Annotated in this window: 13 protein-coding genes; 6 read left to right on the top strand and 7 right to left on the bottom strand. The window is 58.7% G+C overall.

Features of this window, described 5'->3' with window-relative positions:
- The coding region (locus AC13RM_RS23280) for an extensin-like domain-containing protein (RefSeq protein WP_488555598.1) at positions 1-538 on the top strand (538 nt) is incomplete at its 5' end.
- Between the two features lie 43 nt (positions 539-581).
- Here the strand turns inward: AC13RM_RS23280 and AC13RM_RS23275 are convergent.
- Entirely contained in the window at positions 582-1,427 is an 846-nt protein-coding gene (locus tag AC13RM_RS23275) for a protein-L-isoaspartate O-methyltransferase family protein (protein ID WP_488555597.1), read from the bottom strand.
- A 160-nt stretch (positions 1,428-1,587) separates the two neighbouring features.
- Positions 1,588-3,270, bottom strand: a complete 1,683-nt coding sequence (locus tag AC13RM_RS23270) for a formate--tetrahydrofolate ligase (protein ID WP_374815319.1) — start codon at positions 3,268-3,270, stop codon at positions 1,588-1,590.
- Positions 3,271-3,437: 167 nt separating this feature from the next.
- On the opposite strand from AC13RM_RS23270, the gene AC13RM_RS23265 reads away from it, so the two are divergent.
- Positions 3,438-3,950, top strand: coding sequence for a TIGR00645 family protein (locus AC13RM_RS23265; protein ID WP_374815320.1), 513 nt, complete (start codon positions 3,438-3,440; stop codon positions 3,948-3,950).
- Between the two features lie 18 nt (positions 3,951-3,968).
- Here AC13RM_RS23265 and AC13RM_RS23260 read toward each other — a convergent pair whose 3' ends face one another.
- Positions 3,969-4,802, bottom strand: a complete 834-nt coding sequence (locus AC13RM_RS23260) for a COG3904 family protein (RefSeq protein WP_374815322.1) — start codon at positions 4,800-4,802, stop codon at positions 3,969-3,971.
- A 695-nt stretch (positions 4,803-5,497) separates the two neighbouring features.
- On the opposite strand from AC13RM_RS23260, the gene AC13RM_RS23255 reads away from it, so the two are divergent.
- Entirely contained in the window at positions 5,498-6,229 is a 732-nt protein-coding gene (locus AC13RM_RS23255) for a helix-turn-helix transcriptional regulator (protein ID WP_113230123.1), read from the top strand.
- Positions 6,230-6,431: 202 nt separating this feature from the next.
- Here AC13RM_RS23255 and AC13RM_RS23250 read toward each other — a convergent pair whose 3' ends face one another.
- The 4 genes from AC13RM_RS23250 to AC13RM_RS23235 all read right to left on the bottom strand — a co-directional run bounded on the left by AC13RM_RS23250 (position 6,432) and on the right by AC13RM_RS23235 (position 9,915).
- A complete protein-coding gene (locus AC13RM_RS23250; RefSeq protein ID WP_488555596.1) occupies positions 6,432-7,571 on the bottom strand; it encodes a DUF2333 family protein in 1,140 nt (379 codons plus the stop codon).
- Between the two features lie 198 nt (positions 7,572-7,769).
- Complete coding sequence (locus AC13RM_RS23245) at positions 7,770-8,792, bottom strand: hypothetical protein (RefSeq protein ID WP_374815326.1); 1,023 nt, start codon at positions 8,790-8,792, stop codon at positions 7,770-7,772.
- Between the two features lie 69 nt (positions 8,793-8,861).
- Positions 8,862-9,248: a c-type cytochrome gene (locus AC13RM_RS23240; protein ID WP_374815328.1), complete on the bottom strand. Its 387-nt coding sequence runs from the start codon at positions 9,246-9,248 to the stop codon at positions 8,862-8,864.
- An 85-nt stretch (positions 9,249-9,333) separates the two neighbouring features.
- A complete protein-coding gene (locus AC13RM_RS23235; RefSeq protein WP_374815330.1) occupies positions 9,334-9,915 on the bottom strand; it encodes a thymidine kinase in 582 nt (193 codons plus the stop codon).
- A 234-nt stretch (positions 9,916-10,149) separates the two neighbouring features.
- Here AC13RM_RS23235 and AC13RM_RS23230 point away from each other — a divergent pair, with 234 nt between their 5' ends.
- From AC13RM_RS23230 to choV, 3 genes are all read left to right on the top strand, one after another.
- Entirely contained in the window at positions 10,150-11,106 is a 957-nt protein-coding gene (locus tag AC13RM_RS23230; protein ID WP_113332195.1) for a choline ABC transporter substrate-binding protein, read from the top strand.
- A 183-nt stretch (positions 11,107-11,289) separates the two neighbouring features.
- Positions 11,290-12,135: a choline ABC transporter permease subunit gene (choW, locus tag AC13RM_RS23225; protein WP_374815333.1), complete on the top strand. Its 846-nt coding sequence runs from the start codon at positions 11,290-11,292 to the stop codon at positions 12,133-12,135.
- Complete coding sequence (gene choV, locus AC13RM_RS23220; RefSeq protein WP_113230118.1) at positions 12,132-13,181, top strand: choline ABC transporter ATP-binding protein; 1,050 nt, start codon at positions 12,132-12,134, stop codon at positions 13,179-13,181. Before choW ends, choV begins: the two co-directional genes overlap by 4 nt.
- Positions 13,182-13,202 lie beyond the last annotated feature (21 nt).

The following is a 13,202-nucleotide window of genomic DNA, read 5'->3' as shown; positions in this document are numbered from 1 at the left end:
GGCCTGCCTGAAGGCGCTGACCGCCATCGGAGCAACCTTCAAGGAGATCGCCCGCATCGACGATGGCAATGGCTGCGGCATCGACAAGCCGATCGCGCTTAGCTCCCCATTGCCGGGCATAGAATTCAAGCCCGAAGGGCAAATGCGCTGCGAAGCCGCTCTCGCCCTGGCTCAATGGGTGAAGGGAAGTGTCATCCCATCAGCCGCGGCATTGGACAATGGCAAGATCGTCACCATCAACCAGGCGTCGACCTATGTCTGCCGGCTGCGCAACAATGCTTCCACCGGCAAGATTTCCGAGCATGCCCGCGGCAACGCCATCGATGTCGCGAGCTTTACCTTCGAAAACGGTAAGACCATTGCAATCGAACCGCGGCGCGAAGATCCGACGCTGACAGGCGCATTCCAGCGCGCAACCAGCGCCTCGGCCTGTCTCTATTTCACGACCGTTCTGGACCCGGAGAGCGATGCGGCGCACGAAACGCATTTCCATCTCGACGTCATCGAGAGGAATAGCGGCTTTCGTTACTGTCACTAAAAGCGCGTCGCGGAATCGATGGCACGTTGATCTTTAAACCTCGTCACACCCCGAGACCTGCATTCGAGAACCATATATCTCTATAGATCGCCACGGCCGTTTCATCCGGCGCTCGATCCTGGGTGAGCCAAACCGACTGGATGGAGCGAGCCTCGCCTCCATTTGGCGTTTTCGTGGTTTGCATAGGATCGGAAGCTCCGATGCAGGGAATGAAATAGGCGGGCATCAGGGCGCGGGCGGTAAACCCCCGTTCTACACGCGTGATCAGGACAGCAAGACCGACCTTGTCATTCGCCTGCCAGGGCACGATGACGCGGCCGCGAAGGCGCAGCGCCTGCAGCCACGATATCGGCGGCGCCACGACGCCGGCATTCACATAGATCAGATCGGCCTTAGGAAGCTCCAGCTCAGTCGCATCGGCACAGATGACGGAGGCGTTCTCGAACGAGGCAAGATTATCGCGGGTGCGGCTGGCCAATGTCTCATCAATCTCGACGGCGTGGACCTGGCCGCCCGGTGCCACCAGCGTCGACAGAATGGCGGTGTAATATCCCGTCCCGGTACCGATATGGACAACGGTTTCGCCCGGCTGTGGAGCCACGGCGCCCAGGAAAGCGGCATGGAGAAAGGGCTCGCCATTGTTGATACCCTTGGACTTGTCCAGGGCGACCAGAACGTTCTGGTAGAGGAACGTGGGATCGGCGTTTGGGGTTTCCAGGTAGTGGCGACCGGCCCTGATCTGCCAAGGCCCCGGCCCCATGAATGCCTCACGCCTGACGAGGCGGAAGGCCTGCTCAAGCCTTTCATCGGAAGAATTGCTGGCAGCTGCCATCAGCTTCGCATGGAAGTCCCGTATCTCATCCAAACTTGCACGGCGGTCAGCAGTCACGATCCGTCTCCGTCTTAACCATGCTTGGACCCAGCCGATTTGTTTCGGATTTCGCCAAGGTCAATGCGTTAGATATCCTACCAAAATTGGATGACAATAGATGCGGGCGAAGCTGCCAAGCCGGCACTTCCAGACCGACAAGTTGAATCGGATTCTGAACTTAAAACAGTCCTTCGATGTAGCCCTGATCATTGAGGAAAATCCTCTCGGCCGCCGGCGATTTCGGTAGACCGGGCATGGTCATGATCTCGCCGGTAATGACGACGACAAAGCCGGCCCCGGCGGAAAGCCGTACCTCGCGAACGGGTACGATATGGCCTTCGGGTGCTCCCCGGACATTCGGATCCGTCGAGAAGGAATATTGCGTCTTCGCCATGCAGACCGGCAGATGCCCGTAACCCTGATCCTCCCAGGACCTGAGCTGATCTCGCACGGCCTTGTCGGCTGTGACCTCGCCGGCGTGATAGATCTTCGAGGCGACGATCTCGATCTTTTCCAGGAGCGGCAGATTGTCCGGATAAAGCGGCTGGAACTTTGCCTGGCCGGATTCGGCAAGCTCGACCACCTTGTGCGCGAGCTCGGTTATGCCGGCCGAACCTTCGGCCCAGTGCCGGCAGAGGATCGCCTCGGCTCCGAGCCGTGCGACATAATTCTTCAGCGCCTCGATTTCGGCTTCGGTATCGGAGACGAAATGATTGATGGCGACGACGACGGGCACACCGAACTTGCGGACATTGGCGATATGCCGGCCGAGATTGGCGCAACCCTTGACCAGAGCCTCCACATTCTCCTTGCCGAGATCGTCCTTCTTCACGCCGCCATTCATCTTCAAGGCCCGCACGGTCGCGACGATGACGGCCGCATCCGGCGACAGCCCTGCCTTGCGGCATTTGATATCGAAGAACTTCTCGGCACCCAGATCGGCGCCGAAGCCGGCTTCCGTGACCACGTAGTCTGCAAGCTTCAGCGCCGTGCGCGTCGCGATCACCGAATTGCAGCCATGGGCAATATTGGCGAAGGGACCGCCATGTACCAGCGCCGGATTGTTCTCCAGCGTCTGCACGAGGTTCGGCTGCATGGCGTCCTTCAGGAGCACGGCCATGGCGCCGTCAGCCTTCAGATCACGGGCGTAAACCGGCGTGCGGTCGCGGCGATAGCCGATGATGATGTTGCCGAGCCGCTTTTCCAGATCCTTGAGGTCGGATGCCAGACAAAGGATTGCCATCACCTCGGAGGCGACGGTGATGTCGAAGCCACCCTCACGCGGAAAACCGTTCGCGACGCCGCCGAGCGAGGAGACGATATCGCGCAGTGCACGGTCGTTCATGTCCATTGCGCGGCGCCAGGTGATGCGCCTGATATCGATATTCTGCTCGTTGCCCCAGTAGATGTGATTGTCGATCAGCGCGGCGAGCAGATTATGGGCCGACGTGATCGCATGAAAATCGCCGGTGAAGTGAAGGTTGATATCTTCCATCGGGATGACCTGCGCGTAGCCGCCACCGGCCGCCCCGCCCTTCACACCGAAGCATGGGCCAAGCGACGCCTCGCGTACGCAGACCACTGTCTTCTTGCCGATACGGTTCAGGCCGTCGCCAAGGCCGACCGTCGTCGTGGTCTTGCCTTCGCCCGCCGGCGTCGGGTTGATCGCCGTGACAAGGATCAGCTTGCCATCCTTCTTGTCGGCCTGCGCCGCAATGAATGCGGCACCGATCTTTGCCTTGTCGTAGCCGTAGGGTGCGAGATCTTCCGCCGGAATACCGAGCTTTGCGCCGATTTCCATAATCGGCAGCTTCTTCGCCGCGCGCGCGATCTCGATATCGGATGCCACTGTCGTCGCCATAAGTCTCGCCCCCGAACATACGGTCATTTCCCTGTCGGGATAAACCAATATGTATCGGGTGTGAATAGTTACGAAGCGCTCTGTTAGTCGAAACGCACCGCCTTGTCTCACGACGCCGGCATGCCTATTTTCGGCGTCCAATCCAAACCGAGAAAGAAGGAAACGACATGAAGTCCCTGGAATTGCTGGTCGAGCGCATCATCCTCTCCAGTCGCTGGCTCCTGGTGATCTTCTATCTCGGCCTCGCCGCTTCGCTCGCCGTCTATGCCGTTTCGTTCGCCTACAAGTTCTACAAGGTGGCGATCAATGTCTTCGCCTATGACGAAGCGGACATGATCCTCGCCATTCTCGGCCTCATCGACGCAGCCCTGGTGGCGAGCCTCATCGTCATGGTGATGATTTCCGGCTATGAGAATTTCGTCAGCCGTTTCGACGAGGCCGAAAATGGAGGCGAGGTTTCCTTCATCGGCAAGCTCGATTCAGGCAGCCTCAAGATCAAGGTCGCCTCCTCGATTGTCGCCATTTCCTCGATCCACCTGCTGCAGATCTTCCTCAACGCCACTCAATATGACAACGCAAAACTGATGTGGTTCACCATCATCCACCTCGCCTTTGTCGTCTCGGCACTGTTGCTGGGCTTCCTGGAGAAGATCATGGCGAGGGCCAAAGCCAAAGGATAGCTTAGGCCGGGTCAGCGGCTACTTGCCGGCCATTGCCGATGCGCTGGTCATCGGCGCACCGGTCGTCGACGGAGCCGGCGCAACACAATCGGAAATCGATTGATTTTCCTTGCAGTTGCGCGCCGAGACCAGCGCATCGGCATCGGCAAGCTCCGTCGTCAGCTTCAGTCTCAACGCGTCCATCTGCGAAATCAGATGAATGCCGTTCGGGTCGGTTCCAAGCATCAGATCGACAAGTCCCCGGTCCACGCCCATCTTGTCGAGGAAGCTCACCAACCTCGTCCTCTGTGCCTTGTCGAGCTTCGTCGTGTCATACTTGCCGACGAATTTGCGGCCGATCTCCTTCTTGGAGATGACCTTGCGCCTGCCGTCCACCATCTCATATTCGGTGCGGTACTGGACGCGCACTTCGCTGTAGGTGGTGGTGATCTGATGAACGCCCAGCAGCGCGAAGGGGCTGGAAACGCGCTGAACGCCGCCTGCAAAAAACAGCGGGCAGGCCGAAAAGCAGATTGCGCCGTCGGAAAATGGCTGTCCCGTGATCGACCCGTCCTTTGCAAAAGCTGCTAAGCAGATCGCCTCGGCATAGGGACATGCCCGCGAGCGGGTGCGGCCGACTGCGATCGAAAGCTTCTGCTTGCGAATGATACGAGCCATCTCCATGGCCGCCTTGACATCGCCACCCGGCGAACTGACGACGATAGGCAGTTTCCGGTTGCCCACCTGCTTCAGGACTTTCTGCAGCTTCCGCGGCGTATCCGCCATGATCTGCCCTTCGGCGGAGATCCAGTCGGGGCAAGTGTTATCGGCCCGGCACTGGCCCATCTCGCCGTGAACGAGCAAAAACTGCATTGGGGTGCCACCGGCGACACCAGCCGCTTCGGCAAACACAGGCGAAGCAAGCAAAAGCAAAACGCTAGTGACGAAACACAACAGCGTTTGACAGCAGCGCGCCGCAAGCTGCGGGAAGAAGCGAAAATTCATGAGCTATACGCCTGCAAGCGATTACTTTTGCAAGACCGATAGCAACCGCTTTGGGCCTTCGCAAGGCGCGCCGACACGGCAACGCATCATTTGATGAAACTCCTGACTGTTCGCACGCTTCCAAGAGCTGGCGACAAGAAAATGGGGACCGTCGAACCTCAGGAACAAAAGATGGAACCGCACTGATGTTGTGATAAACGGTTAATCCTAAAGCGAGGCGTGAGACAGTTTTGGATCAAGTTGCGTCTCTCTGCAGGCTCCGGACCGCCCTGTCCAAAACGCACATTCTGACCTCATTTTGACTTGGCAAATGCGTTCACCGGGTTGCTCCCTGGCCGCCCAGGTCGACGCAAAATGTACGGCTCCGTCGAAATTAGGCCAACGGAAACGCTATTTTTACGCTTAATGACCATTTTGGGCGAAGATTTCTGTAATTCTACATGTCTGAATATTAAAATATATGAAAATGAAATTATTTCTGGTTCTGTGGTATTTTTGCGTCTAGCATTCACTCATAAATCCGGTATTTGATAACGATAACACGCTGTGGGCGCTTCACTCATATGTCCTATATCATTACTGCCGAGAGACAATTGCTGCTTTCTGCCGAGCTGGCTGCTGCTCGGACACAAGCGGCCTTTGCACTGGCCCTGGAACGCACCGGGTCAGCTTTTGGCTTCAGCCATATGGCTCTTATGAACGCCCCGGTTCCCGACGACACGATGATGACGCCGTTGCTCATCGAGGGGACAGTGCCGGCTCAGTTCGTCCGTGAATTTGATCGTCATCAGCTCGTTCGCCGTTGCCCAATGCTGTTGCGCACGCGCGATTCGGTGATGCCGCGTTCCTGGCATCTGCTGGAAAAGGATGCCGAACCCGACGCCGATCTGCCGCGCGAACTTCGCGCACTCCTGATCAATTACAATTGTCCGATGAGCGTCATCATTCCGGTCAACGCGCCGGATGGTCAACGCCTCGTCTTCTGGTTCATGGGCAATCGCAACAGCCTCGGCCAGAGTGAGATCAACGAACTCACCCTGATCATGCTGCAGGCGCTCGATGCTTATAATTGCCTCAAGCGCAACGATAGTGCCGCACCGCACTCGCTTTCGGCACGTGAGCTGGAAGTGGTTCGCTGGACCGCTCAGGGGAAGACCTCAGTGGAGATCGGCCAGATCCTCACCCTCTCCGACCACACGGTCAACGCCTATATGATGAATGCGATCAAGAAGCTCGATTGCGTCAACCGCACACAGCTCGTCGCAAAAGCCATCCGCCTGAAGCTGATCAGCTAGAGCAATTCCAGGAAAAGTGCGCAGCAGTTTTCCGTCTGGAATTGCGTGAAAACAAAGAGATAGAGCGGTTCGGAGATTCCGTGAAAAGCTGAACCGCTCTAGGTAAGCCCTCATTCAAGCGATCTCCAGACTGAGACCGCCGAGAGGGCTTAACGTCCATACGTGCCTGCCGCACCGGAACGGGCGCCAGTTCACTTCTTGTTTAGCGACCGCCCAGAACCGTGCGGATTTCGACGAGGCTCGAGCGTACCCGCAAAATATGGAAGCCCATGGTCGCAAGATGGCTCGGCATGAAGGAGCTGTCTTCCGGCCCGTTGGAAATGATGAAGGGCTGAATGCGCAAGGCGGTCTGCAATTGCGTCGTGACGTCAGCCCAAAGCGTGCCAACATTGCGCTCGGCGATCACCTGCTGGAAATCCGAACGGGCTGCGGTTAGAATGCCGTAGCTCGCATAAAGCTGACCATAGGCGAACCAGAAGCGATCGTCAGCCCGCATGTCCAGCCAACCGTAGCTGTGATCGCCTGCCCTCTTGGCCAATATATCCGTCGTGCTGCCGAGATCGTTGGCAATGTGGTCGACGAACTGCAGGAGATTGTCGGCGCGCCCGTCGAAAATTGCCTTGCAGTTGCCGAGGTCGCTATTGAAGCTGCGCAGATTGGTCATCGCGGCGCGATAATAGCTTGGGCTCGGCGTCTTCGGTCCGAAGGGATGCAAGCCGAAATACCAGCTGGACTCGTCGAACTGCAAGTTGCCGCGCGCCTTCTGCAGATCGCTGTTGATGCCGGAGGTTCCGCGTACACGGCCGAGCGTATCGACCAACTCCGCCGAAGTGCGGCGAACGACAGAATTGATGCCCCGCTGGAAGGAAGCCTTATTGTCCAGGAACGGCGTATCATCCCATGAAATGCCGAAGAAGCCGAGCTTGTAGAGCAGCATCGAGGAAATCCAGGCATTCTGGTTGACGTCGAAATCGATCAGATCGGTGGCAACGTCGACGACGGCCGAGGTTTGGCAGGTCTTGGGCGCCGTTGCCGCGGCCTGCTGGCCGTCCGTTGCAGGCAGTTCCTGCCCGGCCGAATATTTGCGCTCGGAGAATTTGTAGACGTCCGGATAGGCGGGATTGAACCCGGTCCAGACCTGTGTTTGCCAAACGAAATAGACATAAAGCAACGCCATCAGCGCCACGAAGGCGGCGACCGGCAGCTTGATCAGCCAGTTGCGCTGCCGATACCAGCCATGCGCTGCGAGAAATGGCCAGCTAAGCCCGACGAAAACCAATCCCAGCCATCGTACGATGGCGGCCCAGATCCGCTTGAAGAACGCCGTGATCGAGTCAAGCATGGACACGCCTCCTAAACCGTACTGCACATCCCGCCGACACGCAAAGGACGCACCACACCAAACCTGCGCAATGGACGTCGCGAAAATCGCCGCGATCGCCGGATCATTAAGTCCTTATCGCCATTCACGTTCCAGCAAATATGTGTTCTTGGGAAAAACAACAACCGTCCGCATGGAATTTTCAGTGCCGGACGACAATCAACCCTCAGGTTGTATCTCTTCCGCCGCTCCGCCCTGGTCTGTGGATACGGGTAGTGGATGCGGCTCCAGCCGTCTTTTGAAGACGGCATCGACATGAGCCTTGCGCACGGCAAGGTCATGCCCCGCCAGCACATTCGCCTCGAACGCCTGGATCAGGCTCTCAACCGCTTCCTTTCGCGAAGCCGTGGTTGATGCCTGAGCCACTTCTGCCGCCAATGCCTTGAGCAAGGCGATCCGTTGCTCGATATCGATGGTCAGCTTAGCTGCCATGGCGCCGATGGCGGCGATCTGCCCATTCAGAGCAGCCGCCAGCCCTTCATAAATGTCAATCAGGCGCTGTCGCACCGTCCGGCGGGATTGAAGCTCCTGTTCTTGCCGCCGAATGTCATCCTGCTCCGTCAACAGAGCACGATAGTCCCCTTCGAGTTCGGACTGCAGATCGGCATGGCGCGAGGATGGGCGGTTGCGCCGCTGATACATGAGCTTTTCCGCCAGGGAATCCGCCCGGCGCTGTATCTCTTCTATATCGAAATCGAGTTTCCGCCGCCGCTCGATCACGCCTTCGAGTTGAAGTTCGCATTCACGAAAGCACCGGGAGATTACAGGTCTTGCCTGCTTGAAAAGAAGATCGAGCTCGGCCGATACGTCCAGGATCGTATCGAGATCAGCGATGATAGCCTCCGGCTTCATCGGTCCCCGCGCCAGCGTCCGGCTGAGCAGGCTTGCATTTTCAAGACCGACTTTCTCGTTGAACAATCGGCGATGCTGCAGATCCGCCTCGTCGGTCGCATGGTCCAGTCCCTTGACCAGCAATAGGGCGGCTGACTTCCAACGGTCGAGCAGTTCGACCGCTTCGCGAACGGTCGCTTCTTCGACAGGAAAATTGACGACTTCGACGCGTTCGCTCTCCCTGGCGTGGCCGGCGAGCGTCGCCACGGCCGAATTCGTGTCGTTCAAGGCGTCATCGAGCGTCGTTCGCGCCTTATCGAGCATGCCATCGAAGGAATGAGGCCTGACCATGAAAGCATTCCCTCCCCTACCTTTGGCGCGAGACTAGCCGCTTCCCGAGGCGAAGGAAATGCTCGAAAGCTACTGAGCAGCAGCAGGATTCTTCAGATAGGCAATCAGGTTGTCGAGGTCCTTGTCGCTTTTCAGACCCGGGAACGTCATCCGGGTGCCTTTGACGAGGAATTGCGGCGCCGGCAGATATTTCCGCAGCAGCGCTTCATCCCAGACCTTACCATCAGCTCCGAATGCCCTCATCGCCGGCGAGTAGGCATAATCCGGCTTGCTTGCGACGGCTCGTCCGACGACCCCCATCAGCGAGGGGCCGACGCGATTGTCAGGCCCGGTCGCCGTGTGACATGCCCCGCATTTCTTGAAAACGACGGCGCCCGCGACAGCATCGCCGTCTGCAAGCGCGCAAGGGGTCGAGGCAAGCACGATGACGGTCGACAGCAAACACAGCAGTTTCATCATCACTCCCGAACAGCTCAATCTCGACCAACGATCATATGCCGAGGAGAGTCTGCAATGCTACAGAAAGCCCGCGGGCGCCGCTTCACTCGCAGGTGATTGCCTCTTCCCAATGGCGGCGGCAGAGCGAGACATATTTGTCGCTGCCGCCGATCTCTATTTGCGCTCCTTCATGAACGACCTTGCCGACGGCATCGAGCCGCACCACCATCGTCGCCTTGCGTCCGCAATGGCAGATGGTGCGCACCTCGCGCAACTCGTCGGCGATGGTCAGCAGCTCCTGCGACCCCGGAAACAAGCGTCCGTGGAAATCCGTGCGCAGCCCGTAAGTCATGACGGGAAGACCGAGGCGGTCGACGATATGGGCAAGCTGCCAGACCTGCTCGCGTGTCAGAAATTGCGCCTCGTCGACGAAGACGCAGGCAAGCGGCTCGCTTGCATGCATTTCATCGACCATCGCATAGAGATCGTCGCTGGTTTCGAAGGGCAAGGCATCCATCGTCAGGCCGATGCGCGAGGCGATCGTGCCACGCCCGGCGCGATCGTCGAGGGCTGCAATGAAGGCTGCGGTGCGCATGCCGCGCTCCTGATAATTATAGGCAGCCTGCAGCAGCATCGTCGATTTGCCGGCATTCATCGTTGAATAATGGAAGTAAAGCTTGGCCATGACATTCTCCTTGAATGCTTCATGGGTGCTGTGGGACGATAAGAAAAGACGGTCGCGGCGAAAACCACAAGATTCAGGCGTGCTTCGCCAAGGGCGCAAAAGCCTTGGTCAGCGGCGGACAGAAAAAGACGGGCGTCGCATTCAGCCCCCTCAAACCGCCGCAAATACACTGTGGTCGCTTGAAAATGTCAGTTATTGATGGTTGCTTGGGAACGTTAGACTGGGAGTCACGCAATGATAAAAATGACCCTTACTGCATTCGCTTTCGCTTCAACTCTTTCCGCACTGACATTGGGCGCCACCGCGGCCTCCGCAGCCGAGCCGGCAAGCTGTAGCACCGTACATTTTGCCGATGTGGGCTGGACCGACATCACCTCCACCACGGCCACCGCCTCCATCCTCCTGAAGGCGCTCGGCTACGACACCGACGTCAAGGTGCTCGCCGTGCCCGTGACCTATCAGTCGCTGAAGAACAAGGACATCGACGTCTTTCTCGGCAACTGGATGCCCTCCATGGCCGAAAACATCAAGCCGTTCGCCGCGGACAAATCGGTCGAGACCGTACGCGCCAATCTGGAAGGCGCCAAGTACACGCTGGCGACCAATCAAAAGGGCGCGGATCTCGGCATCAAGGACTTCAAGGACATCGCCGCCCACAAGGATGACCTTGACGGCAAGATCTACGGCATTGAGCCGGGCAATGACGGCAACCGGCTGGTGATCGACATGGTCGACAAGAACACCTTCGGCCTCAAGGGCTTCGAAGTGGTCGAATCCTCCGAACAGGGCATGCTGGCGCAGGTCTCCCGCGCCGATAAGGAAGGCAAGCCGATCATCTTCCTCGGCTGGGCCCCGCACCCGATGAACACCACCTACAAGATGACCTATCTCACCGGCGGTGACGACGTGTTCGGACCGAATTTCGGTGGTGCAACCGTCTATACCAACGTCCGGGCCGGCTACTTGCAGGAATGCCCGAATGTCGGCACCTTCGTAAAAAATCTCGTCTTCTCGCTGCCGATGGAAAACGAAATCATGGGCAAGATCCTGAATGACGGCAAGGATCCGGAAGTCGCAGCGACGGAATGGCTGAAGGCCAACCCGACCGCAATCACGCCGTGGCTCGCGGGCGTCACCACCAAGGATGGCGGTGACGGCCTGGCGGCGGTCAAGGCCAAGCTCGGCCTGTAACACGAGGATGGATGGAGGGGCGGCCAAACCGCCCCTTTCTCTTCCTTGAACGGACTGCTTGCTTTCGCGTCCCGCCATAACCCGGACAATGGTCCGCTTGGCGTGACAGACCGTATTCTTCGGCGGCACCTCCGGCTTCATACGTTACAATCGGAAACGCCGCCCCCAATCGTGGGCAAAGACGTGAACTGGTTAACCGATTACCGCATCCCCATCGGGCCATGGGCCAAAGCCGTCGTCGACTGGCTGACGAGCAATGTCACATGGTTCTTCGACGGCCTTTCCTTCGTTGTCGCGCATGGAATCAACGGATTGCTGTTCCTCTTGCAGGTACCGCATCCGCTGATCGTCGTCGTTGTCTTCACGGCAATCGCCTATTGGATGCGCCGGAGCGTCACGATCACGGTCCTCACCCTGATCGGCCTGCTGATCACTATCAACCAGGGCTACTGGAAAGAGACGACCGAGACGCTGGCGCTGGTGCTGGCCTCCACCTTCGTGTGCATGCTCGTGGGCGTACCCCTCGGCATCGCGGCAGCGCGCCGTCCGTGGCTTTACGCCATCATGCGGCCGATCCTCGATCTGATGCAAACCATCCCGACCTTCGTGTATCTGGTACCAGCAATGATCCTGCTCGGTCTCGGCATGGTCCCGGGCCTGGTCGCCACCGTCGTCTTTGCTCTTCCTGCACCGATCCGCATGACGCGCCTCGGCATCATTTCCACTCCCCCTTCGCTGGTGGAAGCGGCCGAATCCTTCGGCGCGACGCCACGCCAGGTTCTACGCAAGGTCGAGCTTCCCTTTGCCACGCCGCAGATCATGGCCGGCCTAACGCAGACCATCATGCTGTCGCTCTCGATGGTCTCGATCGCCGCCCTCGTCGGTGCCCCGGGTCTCGGCGTGCCGGTTCTGCGCGCGCTGAATAGCGTCAACGTCGCCAAGAGCTTCGATTCCGGCGCCTGCATCGTCATCCTGGCGATCATTCTCGACCGTATGTTCCGCGCGCCCGGCGAAGGAGACCGCTCATGACCGTCGCCGTTGATTTCAAAAATGTCAGCATCATCTTCGGCGATCGTCCTGATGCCGCGCTGAAACTCGTCGACGAAGGCAAGTCGCGCGACGACATCGGTAAATCTACCGGCATGGTGCTCGGTGTCGCCAATGCCTCGCTGCAAATCGAGGAAGGCGAAATCTTGGTGCTCATGGGCCTGTCCGGCTCCGGCAAATCGACGCTGCTGCGCGCCGTCAACGGCCTGGCGCCGGTAGTGCGCGGCGAGGTCTCCGTCAACACCAAGAACGGCGCCGTCAGCCCCTACTCCTGCAGCCCCAAGGCGCTGCGTGATTTGCGCATGCATACCGTCTCCATGGTGTTCCAGCAATTCGCGCTTCTGCCCTGGCGAACGGTCGCCGACAATGTCGGCTTCGGGCTTGAGCTTGCCGGCGTGCCGGATGCAGAGCGCAAGAAGCGCGTCGACGAACAACTGCAGCTCGTCAATCTCACGCAATGGGCCAATCGCAAGGTCAACGAACTTTCGGGCGGCATGCAGCAGCGCGTCGGTCTCGCCCGCGCCTTTGCGACCGGAGCGCCGATCCTGCTCATGGACGAGCCGTTCTCCGCCCTCGACCCGCTGATCCGCACACGCCTACAGGACGAGCTTCTGGAGTTCCAGCGCCGCCTGAAGCGGACGATCCTCTTCGTCAGCCACGATCTGGACGAAGCATTCCGTATCGGCAACCGCATCGCCATCATGGAAAGCGGCCACATCATCCAGTGCGGAACACCGCAGGAGATCGTCAAGAATCCGGCTGATCAGTATGTGGCCGACTTCGTACAGCACATGAACCCGATCAGCATGCTGACGGCACGGGATGTCATGCAGCAGGGTGTCGGCCATTCGGCCAATGCCGGTTCCGTCACCGCGACGGCAACCGCCGCAACGCCGCTTGTCGATATTCTTGACGCCCTGACCCGCCAGCCAGGCAATATCGGCGTTGTTGACAATGGCACCATTATCGGAACGATCTCTGCGCAAGACGTGGTATCGGGCCTGACCAGCCATCGGCGAAAGGAGTAGTCGTTCGCGACTGCTCCTCAT

Source organism: Martinezella sp. CNPSo 3732, from assembly GCF_057784515.1.
The sequence above is the reverse complement of the archived record's forward strand: the minus strand, read 5'-3'. Positions and strand labels throughout refer to the sequence as shown.

What these genes read in the sequence shown, in the direction of transcription:
- AC13RM_RS23270 (WP_374815319.1), bottom strand. Translation starts at nt 3,270, where the DNA reads ATGGCGACGACAGTGGCATCCGATATCGAGATCGCGCGCGCGGCGAAG.
- AC13RM_RS23265 (WP_374815320.1), top strand. Translation starts at nt 3,438, where the DNA reads ATGAAGTCCCTGGAATTGCTGGTCGAGCGCATCATCCTCTCCAGTCGC.
- AC13RM_RS23260 (WP_374815322.1), bottom strand. Translation starts at nt 4,802, where the DNA reads ATGCAGTTTTTGCTCGTTCACGGCGAGATGGGCCAGTGCCGGGCCGAT.
- AC13RM_RS23255 (WP_113230123.1), top strand. Translation starts at nt 5,498, where the DNA reads ATGTCCTATATCATTACTGCCGAGAGACAATTGCTGCTTTCTGCCGAG.
- AC13RM_RS23250 (WP_488555596.1), bottom strand. Translation starts at nt 7,571, where the DNA reads ATGCTTGACTCGATCACGGCGTTCTTCAAGCGGATCTGGGCCGCCATC.
- AC13RM_RS23245 (WP_374815326.1), bottom strand. Translation starts at nt 8,792, where the DNA reads ATGGTCAGGCCTCATTCCTTCGATGGCATGCTCGATAAGGCGCGAACG.
- AC13RM_RS23240 (WP_374815328.1), bottom strand. Translation starts at nt 9,248, where the DNA reads ATGAAACTGCTGTGTTTGCTGTCGACCGTCATCGTGCTTGCCTCGACC.
- AC13RM_RS23235 (WP_374815330.1), bottom strand. Translation starts at nt 9,915, where the DNA reads ATGGCCAAGCTTTACTTCCATTATTCAACGATGAATGCCGGCAAATCG.
- AC13RM_RS23230 (WP_113332195.1), top strand. Translation starts at nt 10,150, where the DNA reads ATGATAAAAATGACCCTTACTGCATTCGCTTTCGCTTCAACTCTTTCC.
- choV (WP_113230118.1), top strand. Translation starts at nt 12,132, where the DNA reads ATGACCGTCGCCGTTGATTTCAAAAATGTCAGCATCATCTTCGGCGAT.